The following is a 19,602-nucleotide window of genomic DNA, read 5'->3' on the forward strand; positions in this document are numbered from 1 at the left end:
ACAGGAATTCCCATGCCCGCAAACAATCCCTTCAAGACCGCACTGGCCGCGCGCCAGGCGCAGATCGGCCTGTGGCTGTCGATGGCGACGCCGTACCTGGCCGAAGTCTCGGCCACCGCCGGCTTTGACTGGCTGCTGATCGACGGCGAGCACGCGCCCAACGACCTGCGCTCGACGCTGCAGGCGCTGCAAGCCGTGGCGCCGTACCCGGTCCAGCCGGTGGTGCGCGCCGTGGCCGGCGAAGTGCCGCTGATCAAGCAGTTGCTAGATATCGGCGCGCGCAGCCTGCTGGTGCCGATGGTGGATACCGCCGAGCAGGCGCGCGCGTTGGTCAGCGCCACGCGCTACCCGCCGAATGGCATCCGCGGCGTGGGCAGCGCGATTGCGCGCGCATCGCAGTGGAGCGCCCGTACCGATTACCTCGACGTGGCCGACGACGAAATCTGCCTGCTGGTGCAGGCCGAAACCGTCACCGCGCTGCAGAACCTGGAAGCGATCTGCGCGGTGGACGGCGTCGACGGCGTCTTCATCGGCCCGGCCGACCTGGCCGCGTCGATGGGCTACCGCGGCCGCCCCGGCCATCCGGACGTGCAGGCCGCCATCGAAGGCGCGATGCGCACCATCATCGCCAGCGGCAAGGCCGCCGGCACGCTCACGTCGGACCCCGCGCTCGCGCGCCGCTACCTCGACCTGGGCTGCACCTTCGTCGCCACGGGCGTGGACGTGATGCTGTATGCCAATGCCGCGCGCAAGCTGGCTGCTTCGTTCCGTGAGCCGCAGGCAGACGCAGGTACCGGCAAGCCTTCAGCCGCGTACTGACCCGACTTTCCTTCGCCTTATCGCCATGACCGCCGAGCTACCCACCCCAGACACCACCTTGCGCGCGATGCAGGCCATCGTCGGCGCCAACGCCTGCCGCAGTGGCGACGCCGATACGCAGGCCTACGTCACAGACTACCGCGGCATCTATCGCGGCCAGGCGCAGGTGGTGGTGCTGCCGGCTTCGACGGAAGAAGTCAGCCGCGTGCTGCAGTGGTGCCATGCGCAGCGCGTGCCGGTGGTGCCGCAGGGCGGCAATACCTCTTTGATGGGTGGCGCCGTGCCGGATGACAGCGGCACCGCCGTGGTCGTCAACCTGAGCCGCATGAACCGCGTACTGGCCATCGACCCGGTCAACGACACCATGACCGTGCAGGCCGGCGTTACGCTGAGCGCGGCTCGCAGCGCCGCCGAGGCGGAACAGCGCCTGTTCCCGCTGCGCATCGGCTCGGAAGGCTCGTGCCAGATCGGCGGCAACCTGTCGACCAATGCCGGCGGCACCGCGGTGCTGCGGTACGGCAATATGCGCGACCTGGTGCTGGGCCTCGAGGTGGTGCTGCCCGATGGCCGCATCTACTCGTCGCTGCGCGGACTGCGCAAGGACAACACCGGTTACGACCTGAAGCAACTGTTCGTCGGCGCGGAAGGCACGCTCGGCATCATTACCGGCGCCGTGCTCAAGCTGATGCCCCAGCCGCGCAGCAGCGCCGTGGCCTTTGTCGCCGTGCCGGATCCCGCCGCCGCCGTGGCCTTGCTCGGCGAAGCCAAGCGCCTGTCCGGCCAGGCCGTGACCGCATTCGAGCTGATCTCGCGGCCCGCGCTGGACCTTGTGCTGGAATACCTCGGCAACATTGCGTCGCCCCTGCAGGAGCGGCACGACTGGATGGTGCTGGTCGAGCTGACTTCCGGCACCGACGCCGAAAGCCTCAATGCCACGCTGATGGAGATCCTCGAATCCGGCTTCAGCCAAGGCCTGGTGCTGGACGCCGCCGTGGCCGCCAGCCTGTCCGACGCACAGACCTTCTGGCGTATCCGCGAAGAGATTTCCGACGCCCAGACCCGCACCGGCGGCAGCATCAAATGCGATGTCTCGGTGCCGCTGTCGCGTATCGCCGCGTTCGTGGAAGAGGCATCGGCCAGAGTGTTGGAGCTGGTGCCCGATGCCCGCATGGTGATCTACGGCCATATGGGCGACGGCAACGTCCACTTCAATCCGCTGCGGCCGAAAGACCAGCCCGCCCGGGACTTCCTGACGCAATGGTATGAACCGGTCTCCGCGCTGGTTGACGGCATGGCCCACGCGGAAAACGGCTCGATCTCCGCCGAGCACGGCATCGGCGTGGCCAAGCGCGACGACCTGACGCGCTACAAGTCGCAGGTCGAACTGGAACTGATGTGGCAGGTGAAGCAGGCACTGGATCCGCTCAACCTGCTCAATCCGGGCAAGGTGCTGCCCGCGCCGGGGCGCTAGCTTATGGGCGTGGCAAGCGACGGAACGCGGGGAGGGGGCGCGTAGCAGGAATCGCCCATCTGGGCTAAGGTGTCAGCTATCCAGAACGCAGCCGGGCCGGGGCATCGCTGCCCCCCGCCACGGCGCACAGCACGGCCGGCCCACCGGCCCAGACACCGATGACCGCCCAATCTCCCGACATCGCGCTCGCAGCTGCCTCCATCTCCATCGAAAAGCCCGAACTCGACTACCCCTGCGGCGATGCCCCCGAACCTGGTCGTGCGCGGGAAGTCGCACCCGGCGTACTGTGGCTGCGCATGCCGATGCCGCTGGGGCTCAACCATATCAACCTGTGGGCCATCCGCGACGGCAGCGGCTGGGCCGCGGTCGATGCCGGCCTGCAGACCCCGGAAACCGCGCAGGCCTGGCGCGCGCTGTTTGCCGGTGGCGGCGCGCTGGAAGGCGGCCTGACCCGCCTGTTCGTGACGCATATGCATCCGGACCACATCGGCATGGCCGGATGGCTCACCGGCAAGTTCGACTGCCAGCTCTGGATGACCCGGCTCGAATACCTGATGTGCCGCGTGCTCGCCGCCGACACCGGCCGCGCCGCGCCTGACGACGCCATCGCGTTCTATCGCAAGGCCGGCTGGGATGACGAGGCGATCGAGGTGTACCGCACCCGCTTCGGCGGCTTCGGCAAGTACGTGCATGCCTTGCCCGAGAGCTTCCGCCGGCTGTCCGACGGCGATACCGTCCGCATCGGCGCCCACGACTGGCAAGTCATCGTCGGCACCGGCCACTCCCCCGAACATGCCTGCCTGTACTGCCCCGCATTGAAGCTGCTGGTATCCGGCGACCAGGTGCTGCCGCGCATCTCGTCCAACGTATCCGTGTTCCCCACCGAGCCCGACGCCGACCCGATGGCCGACTGGCTGGCCTCGCTCGACAAGGTCCGCGCCGCCGTGCCAGACGATGTGCTGGTGCTGCCGGCGCACAACGAACCGTTCCGCGGTCTGCACGCACGGATCGACTATCTGCGCGCCAGCCAGATGCAGGCGCTGGACCGCCTGCGCGGCGCGCTGGCCGAACCCCGGCGGGCGGTGGATGTGTTTGGGGAATTGTTCTCGCGGCCGATTACGGGGAGTGGCGGGCTGCTGGGGATGGCGACGGGGGAGAGCATTGCGCATCTGAACTACTTGCTGGCGCGGGGGGAGGCGGTGCGGGAGGTGGGGGCGGGCGGATGCTACTGGTATCGGATGCGTTGACGCCGTAGCGCGGTCCCGCTAGACCTGGTGCCTTGTTGCCGTCGACCCTGAAATGGTGGCCATGAAGACGATGCGAGGCGCCGTGCCAAAACGGATACGCGCGTTGATTCCTTCTTGACGAGGCACATGCAATACCTTGACGGTTGGCCTGCGCGACTGCCCAAATCTTGGTCGGTGGTGGAATATTCTGAGAAAGCCTTGATATTGCGCAAAGCAGAGGCTTCTATTCTAACGTTCTAGCATTTCTCATTAATGGAATAAAGCCGAACCGTCCTTGTGAGGCAGGACGTGCCGTGCCGTCATGCGCGCCAATACCGAGATTGCATCGAAAATGTGACTGATTTTTAAGGTATTTCTGATTTTTGGCTGGGAATGTTGTGAGCATGGGTCATGCTGCTTATTATGGTGGGACAATATATATTCTCTGCCAAAAATTAGTCGGCATAAATCGCCGGAAAAGCAGCCAAATAATGAGCGTAATAGATGGGAATGGGGGTACGCGCCTGACGGAAGGCCGCCTGGCAACACGATCGCCTGTCTGTGTGCCAGGCATCCTTGAGCGCACGGCGCATCGTCACCGCAGCACCTCTGTCGAAATCACTGCTACCGCAGCACTTGGCTGCGGCGGCCACCGTGGTATCCAACCCTGTAACGACGCCCTCCAATGAACCGGATTTCAGTCCGGTCGGACGTTTCCATCGCACTGTCCGTATGGCGAGCACTGTTCCTGCGCGAATCCAGTGCCCGACTGGCGGGCGCGCGCGCCGCGTGGATCTGGATATTGCTTGAGCCGGCGACGCACATCATTTTCCTGATGGTGGTGTTCGGCGTGGTCAGGCACCAGGTCAGGCAAGACGCCAACATGGAAATGTTCATCCTGGTCGGGGTCTGGGGCTTCTTCCTGGTGCGGAATGTCGCGCAACGCGGCATGGAAGCCATCAACGCAAATCAGGCCCTGTTTTCGTACCGCCAGGTGCAGCCGGTCGATACGGTACTGGTGCGCGCCACCGTCGAGGCGTTCATCTATGTCATCGTGGGCACAGTGTTGCTCGCCGCCCTTGCGTTGCTGGACATCGAGGTGCCGCCCGCCGATCCACTGCTTGTGTTGTGGTCGGGGTTCCTGTTATGGGCGTTCGGGCTCGGCCTCGGCCTGATGTTCTCTGTCATGGGCACCCTCATGCCCGGTCTTGGCAAGCTCATCCGTATCGTCTTCACGCCGCTTTATTTCCTCTCCGCGGTCATGTACTCGGTATCAAGCCTGCCGCTAGGGATGCGTGAAGTGGTGCTGGTCAACCCGATCACGCACGGCCTCGAAGCCATGCGCAGCGGCTGGTTCGCCGCCTACCATGGCGAAGCACATGTCAGCCTGGGCTACCTGGCCTTCTGCGCGCTCGGCACGGTGTTCCTTGGCCTGGCCATGCACGTGCGGTACGCAACCCGGCTGAGCGCGCAATGATCGAGATCACCGACGTCCACAAGCGCTACCGCACCACCCACGGATCGAAGTGGGTGCTGCAAGGCGTGACGCTCCGGATTCCGCAGAAGAGCCGGGTGGCGCTGATCGGTGCCAACGGCGCTGGCAAGTCGACCCTGCTGCGGCTGGTAGGCGGCATCGACCAGCCCAACCTCGGCAGCATCGTCCGCCACTGCCGGGTGTCGTGGCCACTGGGCCTGACCGGCGGATTCCAGGGCTCGCTGAGCGGCCGCCAGAACACCAAGTTCGTCTGCCGGATCCACGGCATCGAGGGCGCGCTGGCGGATAAGGTTGCATTCGTGCGCGAGTTCTCTGAACTGGAAGACGCCTTCGACGACCCGGTCAAGACCTATTCGTCTGGCATGCGCTCGCGGCTGGCATTCGCCATGTCGCTGGCCTTCGATTTCGATACCTACCTGGTGGATGAGCTGACGGCCGTCGGCGACGCAGCATTCAGGCACAAGTCGCAGAAGGCCTTCGAAGACCTGGCCGGCCGAGCAGGGCTGGTGATGGTCTCGCACAGCGAATCCACCCTCAAGAACTTCTGCCAGTCGGCAGTCTGGCTGCACCAGGGCCAGGCGCACTGGTTCGATGCCGTTGAAGACGCCCTGCGCGCGTACAGGGACAGCATTCCAGCATGATAAGGACAGTTACGTCGGGCGCCGCAGGGCCGATCGGGTGCCTGACACGAGTAAACGCCCTGAACCGGACCTGGCAGGTTGCCGTGGCCGCGTGCCTGCTTGCCATCGTGTACTGGAGCGTGATCGCGTCCGACCTGTATGTGTCGGAAGCGCGCGTGGTGGTGGAGCGCAGCGACGGTGTGGGCGCCAGCGCGGCGGATTTCACGTCGTTGCTGGTCGGCAATACGGCCCCCCAGGACTTGCTGCTGCTGCGTGAATACCTGCTGTCGGTCGACATGCTCAAGAAGCTCGACGCGAAGCTGGGGCTGCGCAAGCACTACGCGGACAGCGGCCGGGATCCGCTGTCGCGCTTGTGGTTCGAGGATGCTTCGCTCGAGCGCTTCCACGATTACTACCTGAAACGCGTCAGCGTCGAATACGATGACTTCGCGCGCGTCCTCGTGATCCGGGTGCAGGGCTATACCTCGGAGATGGCGCATGCCATCGCGCAGGAGCTGGTCGCCGAAGGCGAACGCTTCATGAACGAGATGACGCACCGGATCGCCAGCGAGCAGGTCGTCTATATCGAAAAACAGGTGCACGACCAGGGCGAGCGCCTGAAGGCGGCGCGCCAGGCGCTGGTGGCCTACCAGAACGCCAACGGCCTGGTGTCGCCGCGCGGCGAGGTGGAAAGCCTGTCCACCGTGGTGGCCAACGCAGAGGCCACGCTGGCCGAGCTGCAGGTCAAGCGCAACGCGCTCAAGGACGTCTTCACACCTCAGTCTCCCGCGATCCAGCAGATCGACGCGCAGATCGCCGCGGTAGAGCGCCAGATGGCGGAGCAGCGCGGGCGCATGGTCTCTACCACGGGCCGCGGCCTGAACCGGGTGGTGGAAGAGCACGATCGCCTGCAGTCCGCCGCGGAATTTGCCTTCGACATCTACAAGACCGCGATCGGCGCGCTGGAAAAGGCTCGCATCGAGGCCACGCGCAAGCTCAAGAACGTAGCGGTCGTGCAGAGCCCGACCCGGCCGGAGTATCCGCTCCAGCCCCGGCGAATCTACAACATCGTGGTGTTCGTCCTGATGACGCTGATGCTGGCAGGCGTCGTGCAACTGCTCAGCGCCATCATCCGCGACCACCGGGACTAATCCATGCTTCGAAGATTCCTTGCCATCGCGGTCGCCGCGGCCAGCCTGGCCGGCGTCCACGGCGCGCATGCCCAGGGCGGCACGGGCTGGTCCCAATCGCTGGCCGTTGGCCCGATGGAATACGCCGCGCTGGCGGCACAGGGCGCTGCCACACCCGATCGCGCGATGGTGGGCAATCCCGTCGCCACCATTCCGGCACGAGCCGAAACGTCGTTGCCCGACAGCGCCCCGCAGAACAACGATTACACCGCCAACCTGGCCAGCGACGCCTTCGGCGCGCAGCTGTTCACCGGCGCCTTCAGCCGCGACAGTGCATCTATCTTCAATCCCAGCCATGTCATCTCCGTTGGTGATCGCATCCAGCTGCGCATCTGGAACGGATACAACGTCGACACCGTGCTGACCGTCGACGCCGGCGGCAACATCGTTTTGCCGGAGGTGGGGCCGTTCCGGGTGCAGGGCGTCACCAATGGCAACCTCCAGGCCGCCGTCGGCAACGCGCTTCGACGGGTGTTTGCCAGCAAGGTGTCGATCTACGCCAGCCTGCTGGCCGCGCAGCCGGTGCGCGTCTACGTCACCGGTGCGGTGCGCCGCCCCGGCATGTACGACGGCACCTCCAGCGACAGCGTGCTGCGCTACCTGGACCAGGCCGGCGGCATCGACCCCGACCGCGGCTCCTTCCTGGACGTCACCATCAAGCGCGGGAACCAGACACTGGAAGTCGTCAATCTCTATGACTTCCTGCTCAAGGGCGACCTGACCTCGCGGCAGCTGAACAATGGCGACGTCATTTTCGTCCAGTCGCGCAAGAAGACCGTCAAGGTCAGCGGCCTGGCCGAGAACGCCAAGCGCTTCGAATTCCTCGGCGAACAGGCCCGGCTTGACCAGATCGTGCGGCTGGCCAAACCGCTGCCCGAAGCCACCAACGTCCGCGTGGTGCGCAATACCGGCACGGTGCGCAATGTCGAGTACTTCCTTATTTCGCAGGGCAACCAGATCGACCTGCGCAACGGTGACGAAATCGAATTCACTGCGGACAAGCGGCCGGGAACCATCACCGTCCGCGTCGAAGGCGAGCACACCGGCCCGCAGGAGTACGTGCTGCCGTATGGCAGCCGCATGGGTCAGCTGCTCAGCCAGGTGCATTTCACGCAGGAGTCCGATACCGACAGTATCCAGCTCTTCCGCCAGAGCGTGAGGGCGCGCCAGAAGACGCTGCTGGCTACCACGCTCAAGAGCCTGGAATCCAGTGTGCTAACCGCGCGTTCCGGTACGGCGGAAGAAGCTCAATTGCGCAAGGAAGAAGCCGCGCTGGTGCTGCAGTGGGTGGAGCGGGCCAGGAAGATCGAGCCTTCCGGGCAGACGCTGATCGCGAAGTCGACAACCCGCAATGACCTGCTGCTGGAAAATGGCGACATCCTGCGTGTGCCAGTCAAGGACGGGCTGGTCCTGGTCAGCGGGGAAGTGCTGTTCCCCAATGCCGTGGCGTATGACAAGAGCCTGGACCTGGACGACTTTATCCAGCAGGCCGGCGGCTTTTCGCAGAACGCGGATACCTCGCGAATCATCATCGCGCATCGGGATGGGAGCTTCTCGGATGGCAAGAAGGATGATGCCGTGCGGGCGGGCGACGAGATCATGGTGTTACCGAAGGTCGATTTCAAGACGCGGCAGTTTGCCAAGGACGTATTCCAGATTCTCTATCAGGTTGCGATTAGTGCGAAGGTCGTGCTGGGGCTATAGAAGATGCATGCTAACGAAAAGAAACTCACCGTTGCGATCCCGGTCCGCTGGGCAAGCGACCGTTCAGATCTCCTCGAGCGCCTTACGTTCGCAAGGATGGATACTGATTTGCCCGATGGGGTCGAGATTCTGATCGTCGACGATGGCTCTCCTCAGGCGCTGGCCGTTCGGCTGGAAGCGGAGTGCAGAACGCATGGCTATGCCTACCATCGGTTGCAAACAGAGCATCTGCCTTTTTCGATTGGCCGTGCGAGAAACGCGGCGGCCCAGTGTGGCTTGTCCGATTACATCATGTTCCAGGATGTGGATCTGATGCCATACGCCGGCTTCTATCGCGAGGTGTTAGGCGAGGCCGTGGTCAACGGACTGGATGAATCGGTCGACAACTTCCTGATGTTCGGCGTGATTTACCTGACCGAAGCCGCGACGCAAGATTTTAAGAAAATGGATCCCCGCCTGCGGCGGCAGAAATATATTCAGATGCTGTTGCAGAACGACCAGTCGGCGATCGAAAAATTCTCGACTGGAACGTCCGTGACCGTGTGGCGGCGCGACTATTTTCTCGCTACCGGCGGCAACGATCCTGATTTCAATGGCTGGGGCTATGAGGATCTCGAGTACGCGTGCCGGGCCATTCGGCGAAGAAAGAAATTTCCACTGCCATCCGAGTTCGCCCTGGACTATCGGAATTTTCAATCGATCGTCGAATACAAGGGTTGGAAGAGCATTTATCGGCTCTTTGGTGACATGACCTTTCAGAAAGGAATGGTGCTGTTTCACGCCTGGCATCCGGTTGAGCACAAGAGTGACTACATGGCGGCGAAGGCGAAGAACCGCCGACTCTTTGAGAGAAAGCTGGCCGACTTCAGGGACAAGGAGCTCGAACCCGATCCGCTGCCCATGCATGGCAGCGGAAAATCGCTGGTACTGAGAAACAACCCGTGGGTGACAAATCGCTGGATTGCCCCCTTTCTTGGCGAGATCGTGCATATCGACGAGGACCATCTGCCGGCCGATACCTTTATGGCCTTCCTCAGGGAATCCGGGTTCGACCGCGTGGTGTTTCACAATCCCTATGCCAACCCGCGGATGAAAGCGCTTTACGACCTGGTTCGGGCGAACCAGTTTCCGTTCCTGGTGGTCGAGCGAGGCGCCTTGCCGGACTCGGTATTCTTCGATCCGTGCGGGTTCAACGCGGACAGTGCCAGCTATTCTCCCGAAAGATGGGACAAGGAGCTTTCCTGCGAGAAAAGGACCGCGACACTGGAGTATATCCAGCGTGCCGTCAGCGACGAAGAATCGCTCGAAGCCCAGTCACCCCGGCTTGGGGCCGCGTCACTACGCAAGGCTCTCAGGATCGGGCGCGGCAAGAAGGTATTGGTAGCCTTCTTGCAGCGTCCTACGGACACCGTGATTGAGAACTTCATGGGGCCGATGGGCACCTACGAGAACTTCCTTCGTTTGCTTGCCAGGCTGCCTTTCGCCTTGCGACAGGATTGGGAATTGCTTGTGAAGCAACATCCGCTGGAGACGGATGTTGTCCGGATCCCGGGCGCCATCAACGTCGACCAATGCAACACCAAGGATCTGCTCGAGCTGTGCGATGCCATGATTGCCGTGAATTCCGGTGTTGGGGTACTTGGCCTCGCTTTCGGCAAGCTGGTGCTTCATTGTGGCCAGGCATTCTATGGTGCCGCTGGTCTCACGCATCATGTTCTCGACGAGGGCGATGTCGTGGCGGTGTTGAACCGGTCCAGGCCGGACTATGAAAAAGCGCTGCGTTTTCTGAGCTATCTGGTCAACGATTTCTATTCATTCGGAAAATTCAAAACCAGAAAGGTGGCGTGGCATGACGGCTCGTTCATGACCGCTACCACTGCAATCGATTTTTACAAGATTCGTTTTCCCGGGCGTCCTGAAATGACCAGGAAGCTTCGGGATACGGTCGAGGTGTCGTCCGATTCGGTCTTGTTCGATCGCTATCGAGCTGCCTCCGCGCGTGTCCCGGCCATGGAGAAGGTCTCTGCCCCGGCAAAAGCGGGCAAGGAGGCGACAGCAAAGCCTGCCCCGGTAAGGGTCGAGGTTCCCAGGCAAGTACCGGTGGACACGCCACGGCCGGCGCGCGCCGAGCCAAAGACGGCTCCACCAAAGGCTGCACCAGCGAAGCCGACGCCGTCGTGGCGGAGGAAAGCGAAGAAGCTGATGAGCAATCCGGTAATGTTTTTTCGCGATTCGAAGCATGCGGTATTCAGGGCAATCGGCAATCGGGTGATCGTCAAATAGCCGGAGGCGCATCATGGACGGGGTTGAACTGAAGGATGTGGGTGCGAATAATGTCGTGGATCTTTCAGGGGCGGAGCGATGCGTAAATTGCGAAATCCTGGTCGCCGGAAATAACAACAAAATTGTCATTGGCCAGGGCACCACTCTGATCAACGTCCGGCTGCAATTGCTGAGTCATGGCAACGTAGTAGAAATTGGACCGAATTGTAGAATAACCGCTTCCGTGATAATGAAGCTGGTCGACAATAATTCACTCGTGATCGGTGCGGGCACCACTATTGGCGCCTGCAACTTCATCTGCGGGGAGGGCACGGCCATAGCGGTTGGCAGCGATTGCATGCTGGCTTGGGGCCTCGAAATACGAACTACCGATTCCCATGCCATCGTCGATGTAGCCACTGGCGAAAGAATCAATCCGGCCGCAGATATTGTCATCGAGGATCATGTCTGGATCGGCGCGCACGCCACAATACTGAAGGGGGCTCATATTGGGCGTGACAGCGTTGTGTCTATCCGGTCGGTCGTGACTGACAAATTCCATGAGTCGGGTCTGGTGATTGGCGGTGCGCCCGCCAGGAAGCTGAGGTCAGGTGTCTATTGGCGGCGACCGCTGTTGGGTTGATAAATTGACTTTGTATTCAAGAAGAGCTTCGATAACGATGACTGAAGTCATTGCCCTGGCACGAAACGTCGTTGCCACCGAGATCCAGGCGCTGGACCGCATGTCCAGCCGCTTCGATGCGGGATTCGAAAAAGCGGTCGAGATCATTCTGCAAGCACGCGGCCGGGTGGTGGTGGTCGGCATGGGCAAGTCTGGCCTGATTGGCAAGAAGATCGCCGCGACCATGGCGTCGACCGGTACGCCGGCGTTCTTTGTGCACCCGGGAGAAGCTTTCCATGGCGATCTCGGCATGATCAAGCCGATCGATGTGGTGCTGATGATCTCGAACAGCGGGGAAACCGAAGAGCTGATCCGGATTCTGCCGTTCCTGGAGCATCAGGAAAATCCGGCGATTGCGATGACGGGGAATGTGCGTTCGACGCTGGCGCGGCACGCGGATGTCGTGCTGGACATCTCGGTCCAGCGCGAGGCGTGTAACAACAATCTCGCGCCTACCAGTTCCACCACCGCTACGCTGGTCATGGGCGATGCGCTGGCTGTGGTCCTTGCTGTCAAGCGCGATTTCCAGCCTGCGGATTTCGCGCGGTTCCATCCGGGCGGCAGCCTCGGTCGCAAGCTGCTGACCCGCGTCGCGGATGTCATGCACAAGGACAATCTGCCGGTTTGTCGCCCGGACGCTTCCTTCCGCGACGTTGTCCATGTGATCAATCGTGGCCGGCTTGGCATGGCGCTGGTGATGGACGGCGAGCAACTGCAGGGCGTGATCACGGATGGTGACGTGCGCCGCGCGTTCGACTCCGACCGCGACTACAAGGCGATCATGGCCAGGCACATCATGTCCAACGCTCCCAAAACCGTATCGCCGGGGGAGCGCTTCGCCGATGCGGAAGCGCGGATTCATGCCGCCAGGATCGGCGCACTGGTGGTGAAGGACGAAGCGGGAAAGGTCGTCGGCATCCTCCAAATCCACGACCTGGCAAGTGATGAGCCTTCCGTCTGAGGGCGCGATTGGCGTTCTTTCCCATGGCATTCGCCGGATTGAACACTTGTCCGCCTTCCTGGGTGGGCCGGTGGTCCCTGTGCATCCGTTGCGAGGCGCGGCGGTACCCCTATCAGCTGTGGCCGCATGGGGGCGGCGGCCTGCCGCCCGCAAGACCCAGGCGTTCGCGCAATCCCGGGGCATCGCGCGCTTCCTGTGCCTGGAAGATGGCTTCCTGCGCTCGCTGTATCCCGGCGCGTCCTCGCAGACCTGCTCGCTGGTCGTCGACGACCGCGGCATTTATTACGATGCCTCGGAGCCTTCCCGGCTGGAAGCGCTGGTTTCCACGCCGTTGCTGCCGGCCGAGCGGGAAAGGGCGCGGCAACTGATCGAACGCTGGCGCTGCACCGGAATCTCCAAGTACAACTATGCGCCTGCGCCGACATCGCTGCCGGCGCAGCCTTATGTGCTGGCCGTCGACCAGACCGCGAACGATGCCTCGGTGCAGTATGGCCTGGCCGACGGCGACAGTTTCCGCCGCATGCTCGAGTCTGCCTTGCAGACTTATCCGCATTGCAGGATCGTGGTCAAGGAGCATCCCGAGGTCGCGCTCGGGCGCAAGCGTGGGTATCTTGGACGGATTCTCGAACACGGCGGCTATCCGCGTGTGGAGCGGCTGCAGGACGATGTCCACGTGGTGCCGCTGATTCGCGGCGCGTGCGCTGTCTTCGCGGTGACCTCGCAGGTAGGCTTCGAAGCGCTCCTGCACGGCAAGACGGTTCATACCTTCGGCATGCCGTTCTATGCCGGCTGGGGCCTGACGATTGACGCGTTGCCGGCCCCGGGGAGGCGGCATCCTGTCGCGGTGGAGCAACTGGCCTTTGCCGCGCTGGTCCGATACACACGCTACGTCCAGCCGCATACCGGCAATCGCTGCGAGGTGGAGGACGCCATCGATTACCTGGCGTTGCAACGCAGGATGTCCCAGCAGTTCCCGCGGCAACTGCATGCGACCGGATTTTCCCGCTGGAAACGCAAGATATTGAAGGACTTCCTGCAGGGCCACGAGGTGATGTTTCATCGCGGCCTGCGTTCTGTGCCACAAGGCGCAACGCTGCTGCGCTGGGGCCGGAGCATCGACGCAACGTCTCGCCCCGATCTCTCCGTGATCACGGTGGAGGATGGCTTTCTGCGCTCTGTCGGTCTTGGCGCTCAGTTAGTCCGACCGCTGTCATGGGTGTTTGATGGTTCCGGCATCTATTACGACGCGACCGGCGAGTCTGATCTCGAACGATTGCTGGCCACGACGGATTTCGACGTCGCCACCCTCGCGCGCGCCGCGCAACTGCGCGAATCCATCATCCATGCCGGGCTCACCAAGTACAACGTCGGATCCGGCAGCTGGACCCGTCCTGCGGGCGTCGGACGGGTGATTCTGGCAGTTGGCCAGGTCGAGGCGGATGCCTCGCTGCGTTTTGGCGCCCCCGGCATCTGCACCAACCGCGCGCTGCTCGAGGCAGTGCGCGCCGAGGCGCCGGACGCGTATCTGGTCTATAAGCCTCATCCCGACGTCATGACCGGCCTGCGCGGCAATCGCGAGGAGGAGAAGGGGCTTGCAGCGCTGTGCGACGAACTGGTGCCGGACTGTCCGATGGACCGGCTTATCGCTGCGGTCGACGGCGTCCATGTGCTGACGTCGCTGGCCGGATTCGAGGCCTTGCTGCGTGGCAAGCCGGTCACCACGCATGGTGCGCCTTTCTATGCCGGCTGGGGACTGACGGACGATCGCTGCGCAATGACGCGCAGGCATCGACGTCTTTCCGTGGATATGCTCGTCGCCGGCGCACTGATTCTATATCCCCGCTATGTCTTGCGCGATGGTCGGCACGGATTCGCGACCCCCGAAATTGCGGTGGCGCATATCTTGTCGTGGCGCGAACAGGCACAAGCCCGGTTGGGCTTCTGGCACGCCGTGACCCGGTTCCTGCTGCGGCGGAGGCTCCTTTGGCGTGATGCCGCTGCCATGCCGGACGGCCGCAAGCCCCGGGGCGCCTGCGATGCCAATGCCCCCGCGGATCCACAGCACCTTTCGGCGCATGGAAAAATCGCTGCGCCAGAGCAATATGCCGTGGCGCAGGAAGGACAGAATCACGAACTACGAGTACGAGAGCAGCAAGAGGGTCGCCGCCATGTTGTCGTTCAGGGAGTCATCCGGAAGCACTGACCGCCCCGGCTTGTCGCAGGGGAGTGGAGTGGCCACGCGGCGCGATGCCATCGTGCCTGTTGCAGCGGAGCCGGCATCCCTGGGCCAGCTTGTCAGGCATCGGCGCATTTTGCTGCTGCAAGGACCGAACGGTCCGTTCTTCGCGCGCCTGCGCGACTTGTTGACTGCGAAGGGCTGCGACGTCATCAAGGTCAATTTCAATGGCGGCGACGACTTGTTCTATCGCCGCGGCGATGTTGTCCGGTTCGTGCGGCCGATGGTGCTGTGGGAATCCACGCTACGCAACCTGGTGGCGGAACGCCGGATCGACGCCATCGTGGTATTTGGCACGAGCCGCCGCCACCATCGCATTGCCGCAAGCGTGGCCGACGCGCAGGGCATTGCCTTCTGGGCATTCGAAGAGGGCTACGTGCGGCCAGACTACATCACGCTGGAGTGCGGCGGCGTGAATGCAGATTCCCCTCTGGCAGCGCTTGCCATCGAGACAATTCCGAACGTCGGGGCCGCGGGGCAGCCGCGCAAGTTCAGGCATGGGTTCCGCAAGATGGCGCTGTACTCGTTCTGGTACTTTGCCGTCGGCATGGCGCGTGCGCGTCACTATCCCCATTACCAGCATCACAAGCCGTTTGGCGTGCATGAACTGGCACAGTGGATGCGGGCGGCATACCGAAGGCAAGTCTATCGCTGGCAGGAGCGGCCGCTGCGTGAACGCTTGCTGGCGAGCGACCATCCTCACTTTTTCCTGGCTCCACTACAGGTCTACAACGACAGCCAAATCCAGGTGCACAGCCCCTGGCGCCGCATCGAGGACTTTATCGAGTGGACCGCGCATTCGTTTGCCGCCCATGCGCCGGCGGAGAGCATGCTGGTGTTCAAGCATCACCCGATGGATCGAGGCCATACCCACTACGGTGCCCTGATTGCGGCATGCGCTGAACGCTTTGGTGCGGTCGGCCGTATCGCATACATCCACGACGCCCACCTGCCGTCGTTGCTGCACCGATGCATGGGCCTCGTGACCGTGAACTCGACCACCGGTCTGCAGGCGTTGTTCCACCGTGTACCCGTCATTGCGCTCGGCCGCTGTTTCTATGCCAAGCCTGGCCTGACCTATCAGGGGACGCTGGATGCCTTCTGGACCGATCCCGGCGCCGTCGACATGCGGGCCTACACGCGCTTCCGCAACTACGTGGTGCGGGTTTCGCAGATCAACTCGTCGTTCTATGCGGACGACATGCTGGTGCCGGTAGCGGAGCGGTGTCGCAAGGAACGGCAGCGGCGAAAACTGGTGCGACTGCTGATTGCTGCGGGGTTGATGGCTGCCGATGCCTATAGCGGTCCCTGGAACATCGGCTCGGCTGTGAACGTGCTGGCCACTCTGCTGGTGGGATAACCAAGACGCTTCGGCTGGTCACCTTCTCTGCGCACTGCCGGCAAATGACACGACTGATCTGCATGCTGCTTGACTTTAGCTCGTACGATATATATCGTAAGATATGTCTAACGACATGAAGGAGCGCCTCATGCATCACCACCACCCACATCACCAAGGCTTCGGCCCCCATCCGGACTTCCTGGGCCGGGCCCGCCATCCCATGATGCACCTCGCCTCGCACGTGGTCCATCACGCGATGGCCCGTGGGCACGGCGGCTTTTGGGGCGGTCGCGATGATGACGCCTTCGGTCCCGGCGGCCCCGGCGGCTTCGACGAAGAAGGTTGGCGCCGCGGCCGCAAGTTCAGCGCCGACGACCTGCAGTTGCTGCTGCTGTCTCTGCTGGAAGAAAAGCCCAGCCATGGCTACGAACTGATCAAGGCGCTGGAGACGCGCACCAACGGCTTCTACAAGCCGAGCCCCGGTGTGGTTTACCCGGCGTTGACCTACCTGGAAGAAGTCGGCTTTGCCACCGTCGACACCGAAGGCAACAAGAAGCGCTACCGGTTGTCGGAGACCGGCATGGCGCACCTGGAGGCCAACCGCGAGCGGGTCGACGTGATGGTGGCGCGGTTGCGCCACGTGGCGCGCAAGATGGAGTGGATGCGCCGGGCGATGCGTGGGGAGCAGCAGCCGGAGCCGGAGCAGGGCGGCTGGCTGCCCGAGCTGATGCAGGCACGCGCTGCGCTGAAGCAGGCGCTGGTGCTGCGCAGTGAAGCGAGTGCCGACGAGCAGCGCCGCATTGCCGCCATCCTGGCGCGCGCGGCCAAGGAGATCGAAGCGGGCCCGCAGGCCTGAACCATGGCGCTGACCCTGGCATCGGCCTTCGGCAATTGTGCCCGGCAGGCGAAGGGTGCGCAGACAAGGAATTCCGATATGACGACAAACGCTACCGAAGCCGCACGCAACCTGACTGTCGAGCGCGTGCGCCATCCGCTGAAGATGCGCCTGCTGCAGGTGGTGCGCACCACGCAGGTTTCGCCGCAACTGCTGCGCGTGACGCTGGGCGGCGCCGACCTGCAGGACTTTGTCTCGGCGTCGTTCGACGATCACGTCAAGGTGTTTTTCCCTGCAGCCGGCGATGACAAGCCGGTGCTGCCGCAGGTTACCGCGGACGGCATCGCGTTCCCTGAGGGCCAGCCGCGCCCGGCGGCACGTGATTACACGCCGCGCCGCTACGATGCGGCGAAGCAGGAGCTGGATGTCGAATTCGTGCTGCACGGTGATGGCCCTGCGTCGACGTGGGCGGCACAGGCTCGGCCGGGCCAGTACCTGGGGGTGGGCGGGCCGCGCGGCTCGTTCGTGGTGCCGACTGGGTTCGACTGGCACCTGCTGGTCGGCGACGATACGGCGCTGCCGGCGATCGCTCGCCGGCTGGAAGAGCTGGGCGCCGATACCCATGCCATCGTCGTGGTGGAAGTTGGCGATGCCGCCGCGCAGATCCCGCTGCCGAGCGCCGCGACGGTCGACCTGCACTGGCTGCATCGCGGCGATGCGCCCGAAGGCAGCCTGCTGGAAGGCGCGCTGCGCAAGCTGGCGCTGCCGCGTGGCGAGGGCTATGTGTGGGCCGCCGGTGAGGGCGCGGCGATGAAGGCGGTGCGTCAGTACCTGGTGACGGAGCGCGGCATCGACAAGAAGCGCATTCGCGCCTCCGCCTACTGGAAGCGCGGGGCGTCGGCGGTGCACGAGACGCTGGACGACTGAGCAACGCGGGCGGCACGGTGTACGAGGGCGATGTGTTGCCATAAGATGGCACGCATCGCTACTGTCCAAGGGGACTGCCGTGCTGACTGCATCCAAACCGTTGCGCGCTGCTGGCGCCGCGGCGGCATCCATCGCGCTGCTCGCCGCCTGTGCGCCGGACGCCGTGCGCAACCGCCAGGCCACCGACTTCAATGCCTATCTCGATTCGCTGAAGACCGCGTGCCCGAACATGATCGTCGGGACCAACAATATCAGCGAGTGGCTGCGCACCAGCGGCAGCCGCGGCGACGACGACTACGTCTACTGGCTGGACCAGACCTCGCGCCTGTACTACCAGCGCATCACTGCGCAGCAGTACCGCGATTCGGTCAGTGCGGCGCTGGGTGGGCGCTCCGATTCCTCCGCGCTGGACTGCATCGTGCGCCATCTGCCCGCGAACCGGCCGACCGGTCTGCCGGGCGGCAGGCTCTAGGCAATCTGAACACGCCCGTTGTGCAATCGCCGCATCCCCGCTAACATGAGTCCCCGGCAGACGAGACAAAGTCTGCCGACGTCGCTCGGACGGTTCCGGGCGCTTACGTAAAGGACTCCCTCATGACTGCCGCTTCCTCCGGCAAGCGCCGCTTTGCGCGCATCGATCGCCTTCCCCCGTACGTTTTCAATATCACCGCCGAGCTGAAGATGGCCGCCCGCCGCCGTGGCGAGGACATCATCGACATGAGCATGGGCAATCCCGATGGCGCCACGCCGGCGCATATCGTGGCCAAGCTCACCGAAGCGGCGCAGCGGCCCGATACACACGGTTATTCGGCGTCCAAGGGCATTCCGCGGCTGCGCCGCGCGATCTCGCACTGGTACCGCCAGCGCTATGACGTCGACATCGATGCGGATACCGAGGCCATCGTCACCATCGGCTCCAAGGAAGGCCTCGCGCACCTGATGCTGGCCACGCTGGATCGCGGCGACACCGTGCTGGTGCCCGATCCCAGCTATCCGATCCACATCTACGGCGCGGTGATTGCCGGGGCTGACATCCGCTCGGTGCCGCTGGTGCCCGGCATCGACTTCTTTGCCGAGCTGGAGCGCGCCATCCGCGGCAGCTATCCCAAGCCCAAGATGATCGTGCTGGGATTTCCGTCCAACCCGACGGCGCAATGCGTGGAGCTGGACTTCTTCGAGCGGGTGATCGCGCTGGCGCGCAAGCACGATATCTTCGTGGTGCACGACCTGGCCTACGCCGACATTGTCTTCGATGGCTGGAAGGCTCCGTCGATCATGCAGGTGCCGGGCGCCAAGGACATCGCGGTGGAGTTTTTCACGCTGTCCAAGAGCTACAACATGGCGGGCTGGCGTGTGGGCTTCATGGTCGGCAACCCAGACCTGGTGGCGGCGCTGACGCGCATCAAGAGCTATCACGACTACGGCACCTTCACGCCGCTGCAGATCGCCGCCATCGCCGCGCTGGAAGGGGACCAGCAATGCGTGAGCGAGATCGCGGCGCAATACCAGTCGCGCCGCGACGTGCTGGCGCGCGGGCTGATCGAGGCCGGCTGGCCGGTGGAAATCCCGAAGGCCTCGATGTATATCTGGGCGCGGATTCCCGAACCCTACCGCGCGCTGGGCTCGCTGGAGTTCTCGAAGCAATTGCTGGCCAAGGCCAAGGTGTCGGTGTCGCCCGGCATCGGCTTTGGCGATTATGGCGACGAGTACGTGCGCTTCGCGCTGATCGAAAATGAATCGCGCATCCGGCAGGCGGTGCGCGGCATCAAGGCGATGTTCCGCGCGGATGGCCTGGTGAAGCCGTCTTCGGCGGCACAGCCGTGATTCGGCGC

General features: G+C 63.5%; 16 protein-coding genes. All 16 read left to right on the forward strand.

Annotated elements, in window-relative coordinates; genetic code table 11:
* Window positions 1-12: 12 nt before the first annotated feature.
* A complete protein-coding gene (gene hpaI, locus RALTA_RS20865; protein WP_012355911.1) occupies window positions 13-819 on the forward strand; it encodes a 4-hydroxy-2-oxoheptanedioate aldolase in 807 nt (268 codons plus the stop codon).
* Window positions 820-844: 25 nt separating this feature from the next.
* Window positions 845-2,290 carry an FAD-binding oxidoreductase gene (locus tag RALTA_RS20870; RefSeq protein ID WP_012355912.1) on the forward strand — a complete coding sequence of 482 codons (1,446 nt, stop codon included), beginning with the start codon at window positions 845-847 and terminating at the stop codon, window positions 2,288-2,290.
* A 158-nt stretch (window positions 2,291-2,448) separates the two neighbouring features.
* Window positions 2,449-3,537, forward strand: coding sequence for an MBL fold metallo-hydrolase (locus RALTA_RS20875; protein WP_012355913.1), 1,089 nt, complete (start codon window positions 2,449-2,451; stop codon window positions 3,535-3,537).
* A 664-nt stretch (window positions 3,538-4,201) separates the two neighbouring features.
* Window positions 4,202-4,993: an ABC transporter permease gene (locus RALTA_RS20880; RefSeq protein ID WP_012355914.1), complete on the forward strand. Its 792-nt coding sequence runs from the start codon at window positions 4,202-4,204 to the stop codon at window positions 4,991-4,993.
* Window positions 4,990-5,652: an ABC transporter ATP-binding protein gene (locus tag RALTA_RS20885; protein WP_012355915.1), complete on the forward strand. Its 663-nt coding sequence runs from the start codon at window positions 4,990-4,992 to the stop codon at window positions 5,650-5,652. The genes RALTA_RS20880 and RALTA_RS20885 overlap by 4 nt, the downstream gene beginning before the upstream one ends.
* The gene (locus RALTA_RS20890; protein WP_012355916.1) at window positions 5,649-6,782 is read left to right on the forward strand and encodes a chain-length determining protein; all 1,134 of its coding nucleotides are present in this window, start codon (window positions 5,649-5,651) and stop codon (window positions 6,780-6,782) included. The genes RALTA_RS20885 and RALTA_RS20890 overlap by 4 nt, the downstream gene beginning before the upstream one ends.
* 3 nt (window positions 6,783-6,785) lie before the next feature.
* Window positions 6,786-8,525: a polysaccharide biosynthesis/export family protein gene (locus RALTA_RS20895; protein ID WP_012355917.1), complete on the forward strand. Its 1,740-nt coding sequence runs from the start codon at window positions 6,786-6,788 to the stop codon at window positions 8,523-8,525.
* Window positions 8,526-8,528: 3 nt separating this feature from the next.
* Window positions 8,529-10,808, forward strand: coding sequence for a capsular polysaccharide export protein, LipB/KpsS family (locus RALTA_RS20900; protein WP_012355918.1), 2,280 nt, complete (start codon window positions 8,529-8,531; stop codon window positions 10,806-10,808).
* Between the two features lie 13 nt (window positions 10,809-10,821).
* Window positions 10,822-11,430, forward strand: a complete 609-nt coding sequence (locus RALTA_RS20905; protein WP_012355919.1) for an acyltransferase — start codon at window positions 10,822-10,824, stop codon at window positions 11,428-11,430.
* Window positions 11,431-11,467: 37 nt separating this feature from the next.
* Window positions 11,468-12,430 carry a KpsF/GutQ family sugar-phosphate isomerase gene (locus RALTA_RS20910; protein ID WP_012355920.1) on the forward strand — a complete coding sequence of 321 codons (963 nt, stop codon included), beginning with the start codon at window positions 11,468-11,470 and terminating at the stop codon, window positions 12,428-12,430.
* A gap of 46 nt (window positions 12,431-12,476) precedes the next feature.
* Window positions 12,477-14,633, forward strand: coding sequence for a capsular polysaccharide biosynthesis protein (locus tag RALTA_RS20915; RefSeq protein WP_242405304.1), 2,157 nt, complete (start codon window positions 12,477-12,479; stop codon window positions 14,631-14,633).
* Between the two features lie 28 nt (window positions 14,634-14,661).
* The gene (locus RALTA_RS20920; RefSeq protein WP_242405305.1) at window positions 14,662-16,026 is read left to right on the forward strand and encodes a capsule biosynthesis protein; all 1,365 of its coding nucleotides are present in this window, start codon (window positions 14,662-14,664) and stop codon (window positions 16,024-16,026) included.
* Window positions 16,027-16,156: 130 nt separating this feature from the next.
* Window positions 16,157-16,864 carry a PadR family transcriptional regulator gene (locus RALTA_RS20925; RefSeq protein WP_012355923.1) on the forward strand — a complete coding sequence of 236 codons (708 nt, stop codon included), beginning with the start codon at window positions 16,157-16,159 and terminating at the stop codon, window positions 16,862-16,864.
* Between the two features lie 78 nt (window positions 16,865-16,942).
* Entirely contained in the window at window positions 16,943-17,770 is an 828-nt protein-coding gene (locus tag RALTA_RS20930; protein ID WP_012355924.1) for a siderophore-interacting protein, read from the forward strand.
* Window positions 17,771-17,849: 79 nt separating this feature from the next.
* On the forward strand, window positions 17,850-18,242 hold the full coding sequence (locus tag RALTA_RS20935) for a hypothetical protein (RefSeq protein ID WP_012355925.1): 393 nt from the start codon (window positions 17,850-17,852) through the stop codon (window positions 18,240-18,242).
* Window positions 18,243-18,364: 122 nt separating this feature from the next.
* On the forward strand, window positions 18,365-19,594 hold the full coding sequence (gene alaC, locus RALTA_RS20940; protein ID WP_012355926.1) for an alanine transaminase: 1,230 nt from the start codon (window positions 18,365-18,367) through the stop codon (window positions 19,592-19,594).
* Window positions 19,595-19,602: the final 8 nt, after the last annotated feature.

The organism is Cupriavidus taiwanensis LMG 19424, assembly GCF_000069785.1.
Taxonomy (GTDB): Bacteria; Pseudomonadota; Gammaproteobacteria; order Burkholderiales; family Burkholderiaceae; genus Cupriavidus; species Cupriavidus taiwanensis.

What these genes read in the sequence shown, in the direction of transcription:
- hpaI (WP_012355911.1), top strand. Translation starts at nt 13, where the DNA reads ATGCCCGCAAACAATCCCTTCAAGACCGCACTGGCCGCGCGCCAGGCG.
- RALTA_RS20870 (WP_012355912.1), top strand. Translation starts at nt 845, where the DNA reads ATGACCGCCGAGCTACCCACCCCAGACACCACCTTGCGCGCGATGCAG.
- RALTA_RS20875 (WP_012355913.1), top strand. Translation starts at nt 2,449, where the DNA reads ATGACCGCCCAATCTCCCGACATCGCGCTCGCAGCTGCCTCCATCTCC.
- RALTA_RS20880 (WP_012355914.1), top strand. Translation starts at nt 4,202, where the DNA reads ATGAACCGGATTTCAGTCCGGTCGGACGTTTCCATCGCACTGTCCGTA.
- RALTA_RS20885 (WP_012355915.1), top strand. Translation starts at nt 4,990, where the DNA reads ATGATCGAGATCACCGACGTCCACAAGCGCTACCGCACCACCCACGGA.
- RALTA_RS20890 (WP_012355916.1), top strand. Translation starts at nt 5,649, where the DNA reads ATGATAAGGACAGTTACGTCGGGCGCCGCAGGGCCGATCGGGTGCCTG.
- RALTA_RS20895 (WP_012355917.1), top strand. Translation starts at nt 6,786, where the DNA reads ATGCTTCGAAGATTCCTTGCCATCGCGGTCGCCGCGGCCAGCCTGGCC.
- RALTA_RS20900 (WP_012355918.1), top strand. Translation starts at nt 8,529, where the DNA reads ATGCATGCTAACGAAAAGAAACTCACCGTTGCGATCCCGGTCCGCTGG.
- RALTA_RS20905 (WP_012355919.1), top strand. Translation starts at nt 10,822, where the DNA reads ATGGACGGGGTTGAACTGAAGGATGTGGGTGCGAATAATGTCGTGGAT.
- RALTA_RS20910 (WP_012355920.1), top strand. Translation starts at nt 11,468, where the DNA reads ATGACTGAAGTCATTGCCCTGGCACGAAACGTCGTTGCCACCGAGATC.
- RALTA_RS20925 (WP_012355923.1), top strand. Translation starts at nt 16,157, where the DNA reads ATGCATCACCACCACCCACATCACCAAGGCTTCGGCCCCCATCCGGAC.
- RALTA_RS20930 (WP_012355924.1), top strand. Translation starts at nt 16,943, where the DNA reads ATGACGACAAACGCTACCGAAGCCGCACGCAACCTGACTGTCGAGCGC.
- alaC (WP_012355926.1), top strand. Translation starts at nt 18,365, where the DNA reads ATGACTGCCGCTTCCTCCGGCAAGCGCCGCTTTGCGCGCATCGATCGC.